Origin of the sequence: Vibrio sp. 10N.222.51.C5, from assembly GCF_041474575.1 — a bacterium.
Taxonomy (GTDB): Bacteria; Pseudomonadota; Gammaproteobacteria; order Enterobacterales; family Vibrionaceae; genus Vibrio; species Vibrio crassostreae_C.
In genome coordinates this window covers 1-18,883 of the sequence record NZ_JBFRUJ010000047.1, presented here as the reverse complement: position 1 = coordinate 18,883, position 18,883 = coordinate 1, and the positions used below count along the sequence as shown (strand labels likewise).

18 protein-coding genes and 1 pseudogene are annotated in these 18,883 nt (G+C 46.8%); all 19 read left to right on the top strand.

The window, feature by feature from the left end; all coding sequences use genetic code 11:
• The first annotated feature begins 41 nt into the window (after positions 1-41).
• Positions 42-2,171 (top strand): flagellar hook-length control protein FliK, encoded by a 2,130-nt coding sequence (locus AB4558_RS15225; RefSeq protein WP_372158905.1) that lies wholly within the window; start codon positions 42-44, stop codon positions 2,169-2,171.
• 90 nt (positions 2,172-2,261) lie between these two features.
• Positions 2,262-2,750 carry a flagellar basal body-associated protein FliL gene (fliL, locus tag AB4558_RS15220; RefSeq protein ID WP_017060677.1) on the top strand — a complete coding sequence of 163 codons (489 nt, stop codon included), beginning with the start codon at positions 2,262-2,264 and terminating at the stop codon, positions 2,748-2,750.
• A gap of 7 nt (positions 2,751-2,757) precedes the next feature.
• On the top strand, positions 2,758-3,804 hold the full coding sequence (fliM, locus tag AB4558_RS15215; protein ID WP_017060676.1) for a flagellar motor switch protein FliM: 1,047 nt from the start codon (positions 2,758-2,760) through the stop codon (positions 3,802-3,804).
• Positions 3,805-3,833: 29 nt separating this feature from the next.
• The gene (gene fliN, locus AB4558_RS15210; protein WP_004739851.1) at positions 3,834-4,244 is read left to right on the top strand and encodes a flagellar motor switch protein FliN; all 411 of its coding nucleotides are present in this window, start codon (positions 3,834-3,836) and stop codon (positions 4,242-4,244) included.
• A complete protein-coding gene (fliO, locus tag AB4558_RS15205) occupies positions 4,244-4,684 on the top strand; it encodes a flagellar biosynthetic protein FliO (protein WP_017060675.1) in 441 nt (146 codons plus the stop codon). Before fliN ends, fliO begins: the two co-directional genes overlap by 1 nt.
• Positions 4,671-5,600: a flagellar type III secretion system pore protein FliP gene (gene fliP / locus AB4558_RS15200; RefSeq protein WP_082152280.1), complete on the top strand. Its 930-nt coding sequence runs from the start codon at positions 4,671-4,673 to the stop codon at positions 5,598-5,600. The genes fliO and fliP overlap by 14 nt, the downstream gene beginning before the upstream one ends.
• An 11-nt stretch (positions 5,601-5,611) precedes the next feature.
• A complete protein-coding gene (fliQ, locus tag AB4558_RS15195; protein ID WP_136979583.1) occupies positions 5,612-5,881 on the top strand; it encodes a flagellar biosynthesis protein FliQ in 270 nt (89 codons plus the stop codon).
• A gap of 6 nt (positions 5,882-5,887) precedes the next feature.
• Positions 5,888-6,670, top strand: coding sequence for a flagellar biosynthetic protein FliR (fliR, locus tag AB4558_RS15190; RefSeq protein ID WP_017060672.1), 783 nt, complete (start codon positions 5,888-5,890; stop codon positions 6,668-6,670).
• A gap of 9 nt (positions 6,671-6,679) precedes the next feature.
• Positions 6,680-7,810: a flagellar biosynthesis protein FlhB gene (flhB, locus tag AB4558_RS15185; RefSeq protein WP_017064116.1), complete on the top strand. Its 1,131-nt coding sequence runs from the start codon at positions 6,680-6,682 to the stop codon at positions 7,808-7,810.
• A 210-nt stretch (positions 7,811-8,020) separates the two neighbouring features.
• Positions 8,021-10,120: a flagellar biosynthesis protein FlhA gene (gene flhA, locus AB4558_RS15180; protein WP_017064115.1), complete on the top strand. Its 2,100-nt coding sequence runs from the start codon at positions 8,021-8,023 to the stop codon at positions 10,118-10,120.
• Positions 10,121-10,147: 27 nt separating this feature from the next.
• Positions 10,148-11,710 carry a flagellar biosynthesis protein FlhF gene (flhF, locus tag AB4558_RS15175; protein ID WP_029235190.1) on the top strand — a complete coding sequence of 521 codons (1,563 nt, stop codon included), beginning with the start codon at positions 10,148-10,150 and terminating at the stop codon, positions 11,708-11,710.
• A 13-nt stretch (positions 11,711-11,723) separates the two neighbouring features.
• Positions 11,724-12,611 carry a MinD/ParA family protein gene (locus AB4558_RS15170; RefSeq protein WP_017060668.1) on the top strand — a complete coding sequence of 296 codons (888 nt, stop codon included), beginning with the start codon at positions 11,724-11,726 and terminating at the stop codon, positions 12,609-12,611.
• Positions 12,604-13,338 carry an RNA polymerase sigma factor FliA gene (locus AB4558_RS15165; RefSeq protein ID WP_017060667.1) on the top strand — a complete coding sequence of 245 codons (735 nt, stop codon included), beginning with the start codon at positions 12,604-12,606 and terminating at the stop codon, positions 13,336-13,338. Before AB4558_RS15170 ends, AB4558_RS15165 begins: the two co-directional genes overlap by 8 nt.
• Positions 13,339-13,380: 42 nt before the next feature.
• Positions 13,381-13,749 carry a chemotaxis response regulator CheY gene (gene cheY, locus AB4558_RS15160; RefSeq protein ID WP_016767062.1) on the top strand — a complete coding sequence of 123 codons (369 nt, stop codon included), beginning with the start codon at positions 13,381-13,383 and terminating at the stop codon, positions 13,747-13,749.
• Between the two features lie 105 nt (positions 13,750-13,854).
• Positions 13,855-14,586 carry a protein phosphatase CheZ gene (locus AB4558_RS15155; protein WP_017064113.1) on the top strand — a complete coding sequence of 244 codons (732 nt, stop codon included), beginning with the start codon at positions 13,855-13,857 and terminating at the stop codon, positions 14,584-14,586.
• 9 nt (positions 14,587-14,595) lie between these two features.
• Positions 14,596-16,797, top strand: a complete 2,202-nt coding sequence (locus tag AB4558_RS15150; protein ID WP_372158904.1) for a chemotaxis protein CheA — start codon at positions 14,596-14,598, stop codon at positions 16,795-16,797.
• A 13-nt stretch (positions 16,798-16,810) separates the two neighbouring features.
• Positions 16,811-17,935 (top strand): chemotaxis response regulator protein-glutamate methylesterase, encoded by a 1,125-nt coding sequence (locus tag AB4558_RS15145; protein ID WP_102321169.1) that lies wholly within the window; start codon positions 16,811-16,813, stop codon positions 17,933-17,935.
• A 10-nt stretch (positions 17,936-17,945) separates the two neighbouring features.
• Complete coding sequence (locus AB4558_RS15140) at positions 17,946-18,728, top strand: ParA family protein (protein WP_017064111.1); 783 nt, start codon at positions 17,946-17,948, stop codon at positions 18,726-18,728.
• Positions 18,715-18,883 (top strand): annotated as a pseudogene (locus tag AB4558_RS15135) (chemotaxis protein CheW); the annotation flags it as partial. The gene AB4558_RS15140 and the pseudogene AB4558_RS15135, both read left to right, overlap by 14 nt.

The window sequence follows — 18,883 nt, the reverse complement described above, 5'->3', positions numbered from 1 at the left end:
CTGATTCATGGCAGCAAAGCTAGTAGATAGAGCTTGTATATATGAATGTTAGCCTTTCCTCAAATTCAGCGACCAACAAAACGTCATCGTTGTTGGACTCCGGTTCTGCCTCTTCCAAGGTAGAAGAAACCGGCGACTCTAAAGGTTTCTTTGAGTCCTTTAAAGAAGCGCTTGGCTTTGAAGAAAGTGGCAGTAAAGCCGCAGCAAAAGATACAGAAAGCACTGCGAAACCTGATACTAAACAGACATCTACCGAAGGTGAAGCGTCAGCCGAAGCGAACAAAGGTGATTCCGCTGAATCAAAGGCTACTGACGAAGTGAGCGAAGCGCAAAGCAAGCAAGCAGCTTCAGCAGTAGAAGGCGAGAAAGCTGCTGATAAAACATCAGCAGAGGCTGCGTCTGGATCTGAGGCTCAGCTCAAAGCCAATTCGGGCACTGATAGCACTGTCGCTGATAAGACTGTTGCAGATAAGGCAGATGGTAAAGATGCGCAGGATACGACTAACGAATCTAAAGAACATATTGCTCAATCCCAAACTCAGGGTCCATCAGCGGTAGATGGTGCTACGCAGGCATCGCAAGCCAATGCAGCGATGAGCGAAGGCAATAAATTGCTTGGTCAATTGGATGAGGCAAACAAAACCCTAAATCAAGCGCCAAACGGCAAAGGCTTGCCTCAGCAAGGTCAGGTAGAACAAGCCCAAGGTAATATCACCGGTGCTTCTGTTGCAGGAGTTTCCGTTACGGATAAGGCGACACAACAAGCTAAGGCTGCAAATCAGGAGAAGAGCCTTGAAGTCGATTCTGAAATCGCTGTACTTACCGGAGGTAAGGGTGTTTCTCAGCTAACTGATACTGAAATTCGACAGTTGATGGATAAAGGCGTCACTCCAGAACAAATTGAAGCCAGTATGAGCCGAGAGCTGAGCCAAAAGAATGCAGCTAGTGCGGTTGCTGCCGAGCAGAGCCAAGCATTGTCAGCCGTGGATATTGAACTGGCAAAGCAAGTAGATGCCCATACCAAAGCGCTAAACCAATTGAATGGACAAATCGAATCAGAGCAGTCTGTTGTCGATATCTTGCTTGATAAGCAACAAAGTGGCGCTAAGTTGACGGTTGATGAGCAAGCCGCTTTGGCTAAAGCGACCTCTAACCTAGACCTGTTGAATCAACAGCTCGCTAACGTTCAACAACAAGTAACAGCTTTGCTAAGTCAAGCTCCGGCTGCGAACAGTGCGTCTGGTGAACCCACTGCTATCGATTGGGATAATACGGATTCAAGCGAAACTAAAGCCTTAGCTGCGGCAGCATCAACAGCAGCTGTAGCGACGGCTACACAACAAGTGTCAGCGCAGGCCGCTTCTCAATCAGCAAACAATGCTCTTACGGACAAGGCGGCAATGCTGCACGCCAATAATGCACATGCAGCCCAACAGGCCGCAGCTCAGCAAGCTAATGTGGCTTCACCTCAGCAGCAAGCAACGTTGGATCCAGCTTTAACCGCGCAAGGAATGGCGATGAATGCAACGCCAGCTGCCACAAAAGCAGGCTCGACTGATACGCTTCTTAAAGCGGGCGCCGGTGCAGCAGCACTGTCTGGTTTGGGTAAAGCGGGTGCTAAAGAAGATTCTAAAGATTCGACCTTTGCTCAGCAGATCGCTTCTGCGGCTGGTGCACAAGGTACGGCAACGGTGGGTTCAGCACCTACGCGAGCTGAAATTCAAGCTGCTCAACAAGCGCCCTTACAGCTCACCAAAGAGCTAGCCAATGAGCAAGTGGCTGAAAAAGTACAAATGATGATGTCTAAGAACCTTAAGAACTTGGACATTCGTCTCGACCCACCAGAATTGGGCCAAATGAAAATCCGCATGACCATGAATAATGACGTGGCAAACGTGCACTTTACGGTGAGTAATCAGCAAGCGAGAGATGTGATTGAACAAACCTTACCTCGCTTGAGAGAGATGCTTGCTCAGCAAGGTCTGCAGCTTGCCGATTCGTCTGTTCAACAACAGAACTCCGGTCAGGGACAAGATAGATACAACAATGGTGAGCAACAATCCGGCGCTAACCGCACAAATGATACGCAAGGTGATGAAAACCTTGATAGTGGCAGCAATCTTGAATTGAATGTCGCATCAAAGCGTGATGGAATTAGTTATTATGCCTAATATCAGGCTAAGAACGCTTGGTTAATAGAAAAAAACAGTTAATAAAAAGAACCATCAGTTAATCGCAAGAACAGGAAGTTAGAGTAAGATATGGCCGAAGAACAAGATGCACCTAAAGGGAAGAGCAAGCTCCTTATAATTATTATTGCCGTAGTTGTGTTACTGCTTGGTATAGGTGGTGCGCTGTACTTTTTCTTAGGTTCTGACGATAGCGCCTCTGAATCTCAGTCTCAGCCAGCAACGGCTGTGGTCGCTGCAGAGCCGGTTATGTATGTTAATATTCCTCAGCCCTTCTTGTTTAATGTGACAGGTGACAAAAAAGATCGCCTAGTTCAGATAAAAGCACAGCTCATGGTACGTGGCAGTAAGAATGAAGACCTGGCTCGTTACCACTCTCCACTTGTAGAAAGTACGCTACTGGCCACGTTCGCTTCGGCAACGGTTGATCAATTGCGCTCACCAACAGGCCGCGTGGAACTGCGTAATAAGGCAACAGAAGATATTAAAGCAAGCCTGGCTCAAGCTGTTGGCCAGCCTGTGATTGAAAAAGTGTTATTCACTGACTTCGTAATTCAATAGGTAATTTGTGACCGATTTATTAAGCCAAGACGAAATTGATGCGCTGTTACATGGCGTTGATGATGTTGAAGAAGTTGAAGATGTCTTAGAAACCGAAAATGACAATGCGGTCAATTTCGACTTCTCATCTCAAGATCGAATCGTCCGTGGTCGAATGCCGACCCTTGAACTTATTAACGAGCGCTTCGCACGTCATATGCGTATCAGCTTGTTTAATATGTTACGTAAAACGGCTGAAGTGTCGATCAACGGCGTACAGATGATGAAGTTTGGTGAGTACCAAAACACATTGTATGTACCCACCAGTTTAAACATGGTTCGTTTCCGTCCATTGAAAGGTACGGCACTCATCACCATGGAAGCTCGTCTGGTTTTCATTCTCGTAGAGAACTTTTTTGGCGGTGATGGTCGTTTCCACGCCAAGATTGAAGGTCGTGAATTCACGCCTACTGAAAGACGAATCATTCAGTTACTGCTGAAAATTGTTTTTGAAGATTACAAAGAAGCTTGGTCGCCAGTGATGGGGGTTGAGTTTGAATACTTGGATTCCGAAGTGAACCCAAGTATGGCGAACATTGTGAGCCCAACCGAAGTGATTGTTGTGAGTTCGTTCCACATTGAAGTGGATGGCGGTGGTGGTGACTTCCACGTTGTCATGCCTTACTCCATGGTTGAGCCGATCCGTGAACTGCTTGATGCGGGTGTTCAATCAGACAAGATGGAAACCGATGTTCGTTGGAGTACCGCACTGCGTGATGAGATCATGGATGTGCCCGTCAATTTCCGCGTGAATTTGCTAGAGCAAGATATTTCCCTTCGTGATCTGATGGAGCTGCGCCCTGGTGATGTTATCCCAATGAACATGCCTGAGCACGCAACCATGTTTGTCGAAGAACTGCCGACTTATCGTGTGAAAATGGGCCGTTCTGGTGAGAAGCTTGCAGTACAGATTTCGGAAAAAATTCAAAGACCACATGTGGTTAAAACTGATCTCGCTTTTCTAGGTAAAGACTTATTGTCTGAGCTCGAAAACAGTGATGATGACGACGAATAGTAAAATAGATAAAAGTATAGGAATTGGTAATGGAACCTAGTGAAGATCAAAAGCTAGCAGACGAATGGGCTGCAGCACTTGGTGAAGATCCTTCAGCGCCGTCAATTGATGTTGATGATGTGCTTGCGGCACCACTTGATGAGCTAACCGATTCATCATCTCCGATTTCTGAAGATGAGCGTCGTAAGCTGGATACCATTATGGATATTCCAGTGACTATTTCGATGGAAGTTGGTCGCTCTCAGATCAGTATCCGTAATTTACTTCAGTTGAACCAAGGTTCGGTTGTTGAGCTAGATAGAATTGCTGGTGAGTCACTGGATGTGATGGTAAACGGTACCTTGATTGCTCATGGTGAAGTGGTTGTGGTGAACGACAAGTTTGGTATTCGTTTGACTGACGTTATTAGCCAAACAGAACGAATTAAGAAGCTGCGTTAATGAGCTTTTTGTCTCAAAGACTTGCGGGCTCTTTTCTCGGAATGACAGGTTTGTTACGAGGAATCTTGGGAGTAGGGCTATTAACGGCTCCTTCCATTGCCTTTGCAGCAACACCGCCTTCTCTCGATTTAGCGACCACCTTTGGGTCGCTAATTTTCGTTATAGCCTTCATTTTATTTATTGCTTGGCTACTCAAGCGAATGCAAGTACCTGCGATGTCGAATCAACAAGGTTTGGCGATTGTTAGGCAAATCCCTGTTGGTACTAAAGAGCGTATCGCTATTGTGCAAGCGGGTGATGAACAGTTCTTGGTAGGGATTACCACACAATCGATTCAGCTGATCTCTAAGCTCGATAAACCTCTTACTCAGGAGATGCTGGAAAAAAGTACATTTTCAAGTCAGCTTTCCCAGCTAATAAAAAAAGATGCAAACAAGTAACGGACTTTTGAACTCCTCTTACTTTCACCAAGTCGGAGCTTTCCGAGCGGTGAAAGTGTGGTTGGTTCAGCTTATTCTCCTATGCTCAATCGTATTCAGTGTGTCGGTATTTGCACAAGCTGAAGACGGCACCGTCATTCCTGCGAATACCGCTGGCTCGGAATCGGTCACTATCAGCACGATGGAACAAGACCAAGCCAAATCGACAACCATGACCACGGGCAGCTTGACTGGCAATGGTGGCGGCATACCTGCCTTTACCATGACAACCAATGCCAATGGCGGTGAAGACTACTCGATTAACCTGCAAATTCTCGCGTTAATGACCATGCTTGGCTTCTTGCCGGCGATGGTGATTTTGATGACGTCGTTCACTCGTATTGTAGTCGTGATGTCTATTTTGCGTCAGGCGATGGGTCTACAACAAACACCGTCTAACCAAGTGATTATTGGTATCGCGATATTCTTGACCTTCTTCATCATGTCGCCAGTGATTAATCAAGTTAACGAACAAGCAGTTCAGCCTTATCTTAATGAGCAGATATCGGCGCGACAGGCATTTGATGTTGCCCAAGAACCGATTAAATCCTTCATGCTCAAACAGACTCGAATCAAAGATCTTGAAACCTTTGTTGAGATTTCTGGCGCGGAAGTGACTAACCCTGAAGATGTTTCGATGGCGGTGCTGATTCCAGCATTTATCACCTCAGAATTGAAAACGGCTTTCCAAATCGGCTTTATGCTGTTCTTGCCGTTCCTAATCATCGACTTGGTGGTGGCATCGGTATTGATGGCTATGGGTATGATGATGTTGTCACCGATGATTGTATCGCTGCCGTTTAAGTTGATGCTATTTGTTCTGGTAGATGGCTGGAACTTGATACTCTCCACACTCGCCGGCAGTTTTGCCTTGTAGCTGGGGGAATAATGAATCCTGAAATATTCGTAGAGTTGTTCCAAGACGCCCTTTGGATGGTATTAGTCATGGTTTGCGCCATCATTATTCCTAGCCTGCTGATCGGTTTGGTTGTGGCTGTTTTCCAAGCTGCGACCTCAATCAACGAACAAACACTGAGTTTCCTACCGCGTTTGATCGTAACTTTGTTGGCGTTGATGCTATTCGCACACTGGATGACCCAGATGATGATGGAGTTCTTTTTTGAGCTCATCGAACGCTTGCCGCAAGTTCTGTATTAAACCGATATGGAATACCCAACGAGCCTTGTACTAGAGTGGTTAGCCAATTATTTTTGGCCATACACTCGCATCTCAGCGATGCTGATGGTGATGACGGTAACAGGGGCACGCTTCGTGTCGCCGCGTATTCGTCTGTATTTAGGCTTGGCGATCACTTTTGCGGTGATGCCTGCGATTCCGGCCGTTCCCAAAGAGATTGAACTTCTGTCCTTTCAAGGCTTCCTGACTGTCTTCGAGCAAATTGTGATTGGCGTGGCCATGGGTTTTGTTACCCAGTTCATGATTCAAACCTTTGTTATGCTGGGTCAGATCCTCGGTATGCAATCGAGCTTGGGTTTTGCATCAATGGTCGACCCGGCTAACGGGCAAAATACGCCGGTACTTGGTCAGCTGTTCATGCTGCTAGCGACCATGTTTTTTTTGGCGACCGATGGTCACTTGAAAATGCTGCAGCTGGTGGTGTTTAGTTTTAAGACCTTGCCGATTGGCAGTGGCTCTCTAACCTCTGTGGATTTTCGAGAGCTCGCGTTGTGGCTCGGCATCATGTTCAAAACGGCATTAGCGATGTCATTGTCGGGGATTATTGCGCTGCTAACGATTAACCTTTCTTTTGGTGTAATGACGCGTGCGGCACCTCAATTAAACATCTTTTCTTTGGGTTTTGCATTTGCGCTACTCGTGGGTCTGTTACTTTGTTGGTACATCCTTGGCGGCTTGTATAGTCACTATGAGCTATTCTGGATGCAGGGCGAACAACAGATATGTCGTCTAATCCGGTTAGATTGCTAGGAGACTGAAATGGCAGAGTCAGACGGTCAAGAACGCACAGAAGACGCCACGCCCAAACGCTTGCAACAGGCCAAAGAGAAAGGGCAGGTTGCAAGGTCAAAAGAGCTAGCGTCAGCATCGGTATTAATTGTCGGTGCGATTGCTTTAATGTGGTTTGGCGAATCGATGGCGAAGGCTTTGTTCGAGGCGATGCAACGCCTGTTCTCTTTGAGTCGCGACGAGATCTTTGACACTAACAAACTCCTAGAAATCGCTGGTGGTGCACTGGTGAACCTGCTGTTCCCGCTGTTTTTGATACTGATAACTTTGTTTGTTGCTGCCGTCATCGGCGCTGCGGGTGTCGGTGGGATTAACTTCTCAATGCAAGCGGCGATGCCAAAGGCGTCTAAGCTCAACCCACTCAGTGGTATCAAGCGTATGTTTGGCCTGCAAAGTTGGGTTGAACTGCTCAAGTCTATTCTTAAAGTAGCGCTCGTATCGGGGATGGCGATTTATCTGATTCAAGCCTCTCAGCATGATTTAATGCAGCTGAGCATGGACGTCTATCCACAAAACATCTTCCATGCCTTGGATATCTTGCTCAACTTTATTCTGTTGATCAGTTGTTCTTTGTTGATTGTTGTGGCGATTGATATCCCATTCCAGATTTGGCAACACGCTGATCAGCTGAAGATGACTAAGCAAGAGGTGAAAGACGAATTCAAAGACACCGAGGGTAAGCCTGAGGTGAAAGGTCGAATTCGCATGTTGCAAAGGGAGGCGGCTCAGCGTCGTATGATGGCCGATGTGCCGCAAGCGGACGTGATAGTCACCAACCCAGAGCACTTCTCAGTGGCGCTGCGCTACAAGCAGAATCAAGACAAAGCACCAATTGTGGTTGCTAAAGGTGTCGACCACATGGCGATGAAGATCCGAGAGATTGCGCGTGAAAATGACATCTATATCGTTCCAGCGCCGCCATTGGCGAGGGCGCTTTATCATACCACTGAGCTAGAACAACAAATTCCTGACGGTCTGTTTACAGCAGTTGCACAAGTGCTTGCATATGTTTTCCAGCTTAAACAGTACCGAAAACGAGGTGGTGAGCGACCAAAGCTGCAAGATTCTAATATGCCGATCCCACCTGATTTACGTCATTAGATCAATTGCTTGAGCTCTGCGTGATGAACCCTGATAATAGCGAGCTAGCTAATCTTCCTTTTATAGAGGTGATGGCGATAATTTGACGTGAGATGTTGGTACAGTGTTTGCTGTAGTAGCCTGAACATTATAAGCCCATAGCAAACAGCCCTGACTAAGACCTAATCCACTTGTTCAGAGAGCTACAACATAGCGAAACTGTCTAGATTTATGAAATTCTCCCTGCCTTTTGTGGACAAGCTACCTAAAATCCCTAACCGTGCCATGCCTGCGATTGGTGCACCTGTTATGGTACTTGCAACGCTTGCTATGGTGGTGTTGCCCATTCCAGCTTTCTTGTTGGATATGTTCTTCACCTTCAATATTGCACTGTCTATGGTTGTGCTATTGGTATCGGTTTATACCCGCAGGCCTTTAGATTTCGCTGCATTCCCGACCGTCCTGCTGATTGCGACTCTACTTCGATTGGCCTTGAACGTTGCTTCGACACGTGTGGTATTGCTCCATGGTCACGAAGGTGGCGACGCGGCAGGTAACGTGATTGAAGCCTTCGGTAACGTGGTTATCGGTGGTAACTACGCGGTTGGTTTAGTGGTGTTCTTGATTCTTATGATCATCAACTTCATGGTTGTAACCAAAGGTGCGGGTCGTATCTCGGAAGTAAGCGCGCGTTTCACGTTAGACGCCTTACCGGGTAAACAGATGGCAATCGATGCCGACTTGAACGCAGGTTTGATCGACCAAGACCAAGCGCGTCTGAGACGTTTTGAAGTCACCAAAGAAGCTGACTTCTACGGTTCGATGGACGGTGCTTCTAAGTTTGTTAAAGGCGATGCGATCGCTGGTATCTTAATCTTATTCATCAACATCATTGGTGGCTTGAGCATTGGTATGGCTCAGTTTGATCTTGGTTTTGGTGAAGCAATCGAAATCTACACGCTACTGACTATCGGTGATGGTCTGGTTGCACAAATTCCATCTCTATTACTGTCTATTGCAGCTGCGATGATGGTAACGCGCCAAAATACTGATGAAGATATGGGTGAGCAACTTGTCTTCCAGATGTTCGACAATCCAAAAGCCTTGATGATCACCGCCGCCATCCTTGGCATTATGGGTATTGTTCCGGGTATGCCACATTTCTCGTTCTTGAGCCTTGCCATCGTTGCAGGCGCGGGGGCGTATTACATCGATAAAAAGAACAAGAAGAAGGCGGAAGAGCCTAACCTTCCGGCGACAGTTGAAGCGAATGGAGAAGTAGGCTCTCAGAAGGAGCTCTCTTGGGATGATGTTCAACCTGTCGATATTATTGGTTTAGAAGTGGGTTACCGTTTAATTCCTTTGGTTGATAGAGACCAAGGTGGTGAATTGCTTGAACGCGTTAAAGGTGTGCGTAAAAAGCTGTCTCAAGACTTTGGTTTCTTGATCCCAGCGGTACACATTCGCGATAACCTAGAACTGACACCAAACAGCTACCGTATTACCCTGATGGGTGTTGCTGTGGGTGAAGCTGAGATTAAGCCAGACATGGAGCTCGCGATTAACCCGGGCCAAGTCTATGGCATGATCGATGGCGAGCCGACGATTGACCCTGCCTTTGGCCTTGAAGCGGTTTGGATTCGTGAAGAGCAGCGTGAACACGCACAAGCTCTAGGTTATACCGTTGTAGATTCTTCTACAGTACTGGCGACACACCTTAGCCAGCTGCTAACCAACAACGCATCGCAGCTCATTGGCCACGAAGAAGTTCAGAACTTACTTGAGATGCTCAGCCGCTCAACACCTAAGCTGGTGGAAGGTTTTGTACCGGATCAATTGCAGTTGGGTGTGGTTGTGAAAGTGCTACAGAACCTGCTGAATGAAGCGATTCCAATTCGTGACATTCGAACCATAGTCCAAACTTTGTCGGAGTATTCAGGTAAGAGTCAAGAACCTGACATACTTACTGCGGCGGTTCGCATCTCATTGAAACGATTAATTGTTCAGGAAATCAATGGTATAGAGCCCGAGTTACCAGTGATAACCTTGATTCCTGAGCTGGAACAAATCTTGCATCAAACCATGCAGGCATCCGGCGGAGAATCTGCTGGTATTGAACCTGGTTTAGCCGAACGTTTACAGACCTCTCTCAGCCACGCTACACAAGAGCAAGAGCTGAAAGGTGAGCCCGCGGTACTATTGACCTCTGGCGTGTTGCGTTCGACTCTGGCTAAGTTCGTGAAGAACACGATCCCAAGCTTGCGAGTCTTGTCTTACCAAGAAATACCGGACGAAAAGCAGATACGTATAGTACAAGCTGTTGGTAATTAAGCCGCCTAATTAGAACGGACAATCGAATTGAAAATTAAACGATTTTTTGCAAAAGATATGCGAACGGCTCTGCTCCAAGTTAAAGAAGAACTTGGTTCAGAAGCGGTGATCATGTCTAACAAAAAGGTCGCAGGTGGCGTGGAAATTGTTGCCGCTATTGATGGCGAATCCAGCCCGTCGACAGCGAGCCAGAGATTAAATAAACCTCAGCAGCCTGCACAAAGCCAATATACGCAAATGGCCGCGCCCGCAGCTCCTGCTGGGCGACGTCAACTAGACGATGACAAGGTTAGCCTACAGTCGAATGTTGAAGGTGGACGCTCAATGACTAAGCGCTTTGCGAATATGCTTAAGCAATACAGTCATGGCGCCGATGATGAGCCACAGCATCGTGCAGAAAATGAAGATTCATTGTCAGCATTGCTCAATCGCCAATCAAGCACGGGCCATAAGCCTCATAGTCATCAGACTCAAAGCAATTTGCAGTCTCATGGCCATCAGCAATCTCACGGTAACCAACAGTCTCACGGAAATCTTGATTCTGCATTTGCTCGTGAAACGGGTTTGTCTAAGTTGATTGCTGAAGACCGCAGAGTAGAGCGCCCGACACCTCGCTTGGATCCTACCCGTTATGATCGTGGTCGAGAGAACACTCAGTCCAAAGGTTCTGATACTGAAATGGAAACGATGCGCGAAGAGATGACCTCAATTCGTCGTCTGTTAGAGCATCAAGTTTCTGGGTTGATGTGGCAAGAAGTTGAGCGCCGTGAACCACTGAGAGCCATGCTTATTAAGCGCCTTGAACGTATGGGTGTATCTGCAGAGCTTGCCGATCAAATGGCTTGCTACATTCCTGAAGATACTAAACCTGCACGTGCATGGAAGGCTCTGTTAGCTCTGGTTGCTGACCAAATCTCCGTTACACAAAAAGATATTTTAAAACGCGGCGGTATTGTGGCTCTACTTGGCCCAACCGGCGTGGGTAAAACAACGACTGTTGCAAAGCTAGCTGCACGTGCTGCCATGGAATATGGCGCTGATAACGTCGCACTAGTGACAACTGACACATATCGTATAGGTGCACATGAGCAGTTATCGATCTACGGCCGAATTATGGGTTGTCCTGTAAGAGTTGCTAAAGATTCTAGCGAACTGGCCGATGTAATATATCAGTTACGTAATCGTCGCCTGATTCTGGTCGATACTGCAGGCATGGGACAACGAGATGTTCGCCTATCTGAGCAGTTAGACACATTGATGCAAGAGAGTGGTTCCGTTATCAATAGCTACCTTGTGTTGCCTGCAACCGCGCAACGCAAAGTGCTGCAAGAAACAATTGAACACTTTAGAAGAATCCCGTTGTCGGGATGCATCATGACTAAGCTGGATGAATCCCTAAGTCTAGGTGAATTCATCAGTGTCGTAATACAAAATGCATTACCAGTTGCTTACATAGCAAATGGTCAACGAGTTCCTGAAGATATCGTTATAGCTCAGCCAAAGTACATGATTGCTAAGGCTAATGAGCTATTAGAAAAATCTACAGAGAATGAACCTCATTACTGGAATAGCGATTCTGAAGGGCTCTAGGCGGCGGATAAATATGAATGAAAATATGATACATGACCAAGCTAGCGGCCTCCGTCGCTTAACCAAGCCTTCACTCACAAAAGTTATCGCTGTAACCGGTGGTAAGGGAGGCGTTGGTAAATCTAATGTGACGTTAGGTATGGCTATTTGCATGGCGCGCCAAGGCAAAAAAGTCATGGTGCTAGATGCCGATTTAGGACTAGCGAACGTCGATATCATGCTAGGTATTCGTTCTAAACGAAACCTTGGGCATGTGTTGGCTGGCGAATGTGAACTTAAGGATGCGATTGTCGAAGGGCCGCACGGAATTAAAATTATTCCAGCGACATCGGGCACTCAAAGCATGACTGAACTTTCACACGCACAGCATGCTGGTTTGATTCGCGCATTCGGTTCGCTTGAAGACGAGATGGATATCTTGTTGGTTGATACCGCAGCCGGTATTTCGGACATGGTGATCAGCTTCTCAAGAGCGGCGCAAGACGTGGTTGTCGTGGTATGTGATGAACCTACCTCGATCACGGATGCATATGCTTTGATTAAGCTTTTAAGCAGAGAACACCAAGTTCAGCGATTCAAAGTTGTTGCAAATATGGTCAGAAGCTACCGCGAAGGCCGAGAATTATTTGCAAAGTTGACTTTGGTCACAGAGCGCTTCTTGAATGTGAGCCTCGAACTCGTAGCATGTATTCCTTTAGATGATAAAGTACGTCAATCAGTCAAGAGACAGAAAATCGTAGTCGATGCGTTTCCTCGCTCTCCAGCTGCATTGGCAATCAGCTCTTTGGCTAACAAAGCCTTGACCTGGCCAATACCAAAAACACCGAGCGGACACTTGGAGTTCTTTGTTGAAAGGCTGCTGAATCGTACTGAATTTATAGAGGAACCATTTGGTGAATAAAGCGCTTACTTACGACCAACACGCTAATCACAATAGCCAACAGGCTTTTTTTGAGAAGTACTCTGTGTTGGTTAAACGTATCGCTCATCACTTGTTGGGGCGATTACCGCCTAATGTATTGGTTGATGACTTAATTCAAGCTGGCATGATCGGCTTGATTGAAGCGCAACAAAACTATGATGGTACCAAAGGCGCAAGCTTTGAGACGTATGCTGGTATTCGGATTCGCGGGGCAATGTTGGATGACATTCGCCGTGGGGACTGGGTGCCGAGATCGGTTCATAAGAACAATCGAGAAATCAGCAGTGCAATTGCGGAATTAGAGGGTATCCTCAACCGCGACCCGAGTGATGCCGAAGTGGCAAAACACATGGGGCTCAGTTTAGAGCAGTATCACAGTGCTTTAACTGACATTAATTGCTCAAGACTGGTTGGAATTGAAGATTTAGGCGTCTCAGATGATGTAATATCTCCGAATGAAGACTCTCAAGATAATACGCCTTTTCAAGGGGTTGCTGATGAGTCATTCCGCCAAGCTTTGATCGATTCGATAAAACAACTTCCGGAAAGGGAAGGCCTTGTGCTTTCGCTTTATTACGACGAAGAACTCAATTTAAAAGAGATTGGGGAAGTGTTAGGTGTCAGCGAATCTCGTGTCAGCCAAATACTGAGCCAATCTATGCAGCGTTTACGCACTAAGTTAAGTGCTTGGACACAGAACGACTAACAACACTGATCCTATTCAGTGGAGGCTAATTTGAACAAAAACATGAAAATTCTCATTGTTGATGATTTTTCAACGATGCGCCGAATTGTTAAAAACCTACTTCGCGATTTAGGTTTCAACAACACTCAAGAAGCAGATGATGGCTTGACCGCGTTACCTATGCTGAAAAAAGGCGAATTTGATTTCGTGGTAACTGACTGGAACATGCCAGGCATGCAAGGGATTGACCTGCTTAAACACATTCGCGCAGACGCAGAACTTAAGCACCTTCCAGTGCTTATGATCACAGCTGAAGCGAAGCGTGAGCAGATCATCGAAGCTGCGCAAGCGGGTGTTAATGGTTACATTGTGAAGCCTTTCACTGCTGCAACGCTGAAAGAGAAACTTGATAAGATTTTTGATCGCTTATAAGCATCAATAAATTTAGGCACTTCTAGGTAAACACTGACTGATAAGTTATCTGTTTATCTCGATAGCCTAAGCGCACAAAGTATGCGGAGTAAGGCCGAATTCAGGATGATTTCATTAGAACAAGCAAAAAAATTAGTAGAGCTGCTTGAGAACGATGAGCAGCAAAATGCTGATTCTCTTGTGAGAAGCATTTATGAAGATAACTTTAGTCTTCAAGACAATCCAATGCTTCAAGAAATAGGAAGTCTGACACGCGACCTCCACGACTCTTTGACTCAATTCAATTTCGATGAACGCATCAGCGTTATCGCAAATGACGAAATCCCTGATGCAAGGGATCGCCTTCAGTATGTCATTGATAAAACGGAAGTTGCGGCAAATAAGACGATGGACGCTGTCGATCGCTGTATGCCAATCGCAGACAACCTACACGAGTGTTTACTTCAAGTAAGGCCTCAATGGAATGAACTGATGCATGGCCGCATTGAGCTGGCACAATTTAAAGCTTTATGTCACCGCATTGATGGATTGCTTGTCCAAGTAGAAGGCGACAGTACTGAACTACGCGGACAATTGACTGAAATCTTGATGGCTCAGGATTTCCAAGATTTAACTGGGCAGATAATCAGCAAAGTTATTACCTTGGTGAATGAGGTGGAAGGACGTTTGGTCGAGATTCTCACGGTATTCGGTGCGAATCAAAAAGAGCCAACTCCAGAGTCAGAGAAGAAAGCATCGATTGCGCCTGAAGGTCCAATTATGAACCCAGAAGAGCGCGAAGACGCTGTCGCATCTCAAGATGAAGTCGACGATTTGTTATCCAGTCTTGGATTTTAAAGGTAACGTATGAGCTACGATTTAGACGAAGATATTCTTCAGGACTTTTTAGTCGAAGCAGGAGAGATCCTTGAACTCCTATCAGAACAACTGGTAGAGCTTGAGAATAACCCTGACGACAAAGACCTATTAAATGCTATTTTCCGTGGTTTCCATACAGTAAAAGGTGGTGCTGGTTTCCTAGCATTAACTGAGCTGGTGGATACTTGTCATGGTGCTGAGAATGTGTTCGACATTCTGCGAAACGGCCAACGCAGCGTAACATCAGGTTTGATGGATACCATGCTGCAGGCGCTAGATACAGTCAATGTACAGTTTCGCGCCGTGCAAGATCAGGAACCTTTAGTGCCAGCCGACCAATCTTTATTGGATGAACTTCACCGTCTCTGTAAACCAGAGTCTGCGGATGAAGTGGCACCAGTAGAAGCGCCTGCACCTATTATCCCTGAACCTGTTGTTGCAGCGCCTGAGCCTGTTATTGCTCCGGAACCTACTGCTGAAAGCTCAAACATCAATGCATCTTCAGTCGATGATATCTCTGAAGATGAGTTTGAACGCTTGCTTGATGAGCTTCACGGTAAAGGTGGTTCACCAACAGCGCCTTCTGCACCAACACCGCCGCCAGCACCCGCTGCACCTCAGTCTGTTGCTGACAGTGGTGATATTACTGATGACGAATTTGAAAAGTTATTAGATGAATTGCACGGTGCGGGTAAGAGCCCGACAGCGGCAAGTTCAACGCCTCCTCCACCGCCAACGCCGCCAACGCCGCCAGCAGCACCCGTTTCGGCGATGTCTGAAGGCGATGATCTGATGACTGACGAAGAGTTCGAGAAGTTACTTGACCAACTACATGGCTCAGGTAATGGACCTTCGATTGAAGAATTGGATGCCGCGACTAAGCCAGCAGAAGTTAAGGCAGTAGCACCTCAAGCTGCGCCTAAACCTGCTGCGCCAGTTGCCGTTAAAGCTGAGCCAAAACCGAGCGCTCCAGCAAAAGCTGAAGTTAAAGTGCCGGCTAAGAAGCAACAAGCTGAAGCGACAGTTCGTGTTGATACATCAACACTGGACACCATCATGAACATGGTGGGTGAACTGGTATTGGTGCGTAACCGACTAGTCAGCCTAGGCCTCAACAGCAACGACGAAGAAATGTCGAAAGCTGTCTCTAACTTAGATGTTGTTACTGCAGACCTTCAAGGTGCGGTAATGAAGACTCGTATGCAGCCGATCAAGAAAGTATTTGGTCGCTTCCCACGAGTTGTCCGTGACCTTGCTCGTAGCTTGAAGAAAGACATCGTTCTTGAAATGCGTGGCGAAGAAACGGACCTTGATAAAAACTTAGTAGAAGCACTTGCTGATCCCCTGATTCACTTGGTGAGAAACTCTGTCGATCATGGTATTGAAATGCCAAACGACCGTGTTGCTGCGGGTAAATCACAAACGGGTAAAGTGATTCTGTCTGCCTCTCAAGAAGGTGACCACATTGAACTGGCTATCGTTGATGACGGTGGCGGTATGGACCCTGATAAGCTTCGTGCTATCGCGGTTAAACGTGGCCTGATGGATGAAGATGCAGCGTCTCGCTTATCAAATAAAGAGTGTTTCAACCTGATTTTTGCTCCTGGCTTCTCAAGCAAAGAGCAGATCTCGGATATCTCTGGTCGTGGTGTGGGCATGGACGTTGTGAAAACAGCGATCAACACACTGAACGGCTCTATTGATATTGATTCAGAAATGGGACAGGGCACCAAGATCACCATCAAGGTTCCACTAACCCTAGCGATTCTACCAACCTTGATGGTCGGTGTTGCCGGTCATCCATTTGCATTGCCATTGGCTTCTGTAAACGAGATCTTCCACCTAGATTTAAGCCGCACAAACGTGGTTGATGGCCAGCTGACGATTATCGTTCGCGATAAGTCTATTCCGTTGTTCTACTTGCAAAACTGGCTTGCTCCTAAAGCGGGTATTGTTGAGCTGCGTAAAGGGCACGGCCATGTTGTTATCGTACAACTTGGTAGCCAACGTGTTGGTTTTGTTGTCGATACGCTTATCGGTCAAGAAGAAGTCGTGATCAAGCCGCTTGATAAGCTTCTGCAAGGCACGCCAGGAATGGCAGGTGCGACAATTACAAGTGACGGACACATAGCATTGATTCTAGATGTGCCGGACTTGTTGAAGCAGTACGCAGCTGCGTCAAGAATTTAATTTAAGGATAAATATGGCGATTAAAGTATTAGTCGTTGATGATTCGAGTTTCTTTCGTCGTCGCGTTAGCGAGATCATCAACTCAGAGGCTCGCCTAGAAGTCATTGATGTAGCAGTAAACGGTAAAGAAGCCGTTGAAAAAGCGAAACAGCTAAGACCTGACGTAATCACGATGGATATTGAAATGCCTGTCATGGACGGTATCACTGCCGTTCGTGAAATCATGGCCGCGTCTCCAACGCCTATTTTGATGTTTTCATCGTTAACGCATGATGGAGCGAGAGCAACGTTAGATGCGTTAGATGCAGGTGCTCTCGACTTCCTTCCTAAGAAGTTTGAAGACATTGCACGTAACCGCGACGATGCAGTTGCATTGCTTCAACAGCGTGTGATTCAGATTGCAGCGAAGCGTGCATTTATGCGTCGTGCTCCTATTGCGCCGAGAGCGACTGCGACGACTTCAACATCTACGCTATTGCGCCAGCCGATTTCAACAGCAGCTTCGACTTCGACAGCGAAGCCTGCGGTTGCATCAACGGCGAAATTCAGAGCGTCAGGTAAGAAGTATCAATTAACAGCCATTGGTACTTCGACTGGCGGCCCTGTTGCTCTACAGAAGATTTTGACTCGCATCCCTGCACACTACCCACATCCAATTGTGTTAGTTCAGCATATGCCAGCAACATTCACAGCGGCTTTTGCTAGTCGCTTGAACACCTTGTGTAAGATTGAAGTTCGCGAAGCGCAAGACGGTGATGTGTTAAAACCTGGCGTGGCGTATCTTGCTCCAGGTGGTAAACAGATGATGGTTGATGGCCGCGCAGGGTCTGCACGTCTAAGAATTATCGATGGCGGCGACCGCATGAACTACAAGCCTTGTGTGGATGTCACATTCGGCTCTGCAGCGAAGATCTACGGCGACAAAGTGTTGTCTATGATCCTGACTGGTATGGGCGCAGATGGTCGAGAAGGTTCGCGTATGTTGAAAACTGCGGGCTCGACAATTTGGGCACAAGACGAAGATAGCTGTGTTGTATATGGTATGCCTCAAGCTGTAGCAAAAGCTGGCATTTCTACTGAAGACCTCCCTCTAGACCGTATCGCGGAAAGGATCTTGGTCGAAGTTGGGTTAGCTTAGGTAAATCGAAATGATTGTTTGGAGTGTTGCAAACCAAAAAGGTGGTGTTGGTAAAACGACCACGACCGTGACTCTAGCAGGTTTACTTGCGTTGAAGGGGCACCGTGTTCTGTTGGTTGATACTGACCCACATGCATCACTGACCACCTATCTGGGTTACGATTCAGATACGGTGGAATCGAGCCTGTTTGATCTGTTCCAGCTGCGTGAATTTAACGCGCAGACGGTAAGACCTTTGCTTTTACAAACGGAAGTCGAAGGTATCGATATTATCCCTGCGCATATGTCTTTGGCGACATTAGACCGTGTAATGGGAAATCGAAGCGGCATGGGGTTGATCTTGAAGCGTGCTTTGGCCGCTTTAAAAGATGACTACGACTATGTGTTGATCGATTGCCCGCCAATTCTTGGTGTGATGATGGTCAATGCATTGGCTGCTAGCGATCGTATATTGATTCCGGTACAGACTGAGTTTTTGGCGATGAAGGGCTTAGAGCGCATGATTCGCACTTTGACCATCATGCAGAAGTCTCGCAAAACACCGTTTAAGGTTACGATTGTCCCAACGATGTACGACAAGCGAACCAAAGCCTCACTGCAAACATTAACGCAGCTCAAAGATGATTACCCAAACCAAGTTTGGACGTCTGCTGTGCCGATTGATACCAAGTTTCGAGATGCGAGCCTAAAGCGCTTGCCAGCCTCTCATTTTGCATCGGGTAGCCGTGGTGTATTTGCTTATAAACAGTTGCTTATTTATCTCGAAAGGTTGGCGATAAATGAGCGCGAATAAAGAATCAACATTGGCGCAGCCAAGTCTCTCCAGTGAACAAGCACTGGATGATTATTTTACTGCGCTGTTAGGTGATGAAAGCTTTGAATCTGACGATTTTTTTGTTGACGAGTCGAGCGACGAATCACAATCTGAAGAGCCAGAGCCAGAGCCAG

Excerpts from the sequence above, each read along its gene's own strand:
- AB4558_RS15225 (WP_372158905.1), top strand. The coding sequence starts at position 42 with ATGAATGTTAGCCTTTCCTCAAATTCAGCGACCAACAAAACGTCATCG.
- fliL (WP_017060677.1), top strand. The coding sequence starts at position 2,262 with ATGGCCGAAGAACAAGATGCACCTAAAGGGAAGAGCAAGCTCCTTATA.
- fliN (WP_004739851.1), top strand. The coding sequence starts at position 3,834 with ATGGAACCTAGTGAAGATCAAAAGCTAGCAGACGAATGGGCTGCAGCA.
- fliO (WP_017060675.1), top strand. The coding sequence starts at position 4,244 with ATGAGCTTTTTGTCTCAAAGACTTGCGGGCTCTTTTCTCGGAATGACA.
- fliP (WP_082152280.1), top strand. The coding sequence starts at position 4,671 with ATGCAAACAAGTAACGGACTTTTGAACTCCTCTTACTTTCACCAAGTC.
- fliQ (WP_136979583.1), top strand. The coding sequence starts at position 5,612 with ATGAATCCTGAAATATTCGTAGAGTTGTTCCAAGACGCCCTTTGGATG.
- fliR (WP_017060672.1), top strand. The coding sequence starts at position 5,888 with ATGGAATACCCAACGAGCCTTGTACTAGAGTGGTTAGCCAATTATTTT.
- flhB (WP_017064116.1), top strand. The coding sequence starts at position 6,680 with ATGGCAGAGTCAGACGGTCAAGAACGCACAGAAGACGCCACGCCCAAA.
- flhA (WP_017064115.1), top strand. The coding sequence starts at position 8,021 with ATGAAATTCTCCCTGCCTTTTGTGGACAAGCTACCTAAAATCCCTAAC.
- AB4558_RS15170 (WP_017060668.1), top strand. The coding sequence starts at position 11,724 with ATGAATGAAAATATGATACATGACCAAGCTAGCGGCCTCCGTCGCTTA.
- cheY (WP_016767062.1), top strand. The coding sequence starts at position 13,381 with ATGAAAATTCTCATTGTTGATGATTTTTCAACGATGCGCCGAATTGTT.
- AB4558_RS15155 (WP_017064113.1), top strand. The coding sequence starts at position 13,855 with ATGATTTCATTAGAACAAGCAAAAAAATTAGTAGAGCTGCTTGAGAAC.
- AB4558_RS15150 (WP_372158904.1), top strand. The coding sequence starts at position 14,596 with ATGAGCTACGATTTAGACGAAGATATTCTTCAGGACTTTTTAGTCGAA.
- AB4558_RS15145 (WP_102321169.1), top strand. The coding sequence starts at position 16,811 with ATGGCGATTAAAGTATTAGTCGTTGATGATTCGAGTTTCTTTCGTCGT.
- AB4558_RS15140 (WP_017064111.1), top strand. The coding sequence starts at position 17,946 with ATGATTGTTTGGAGTGTTGCAAACCAAAAAGGTGGTGTTGGTAAAACG.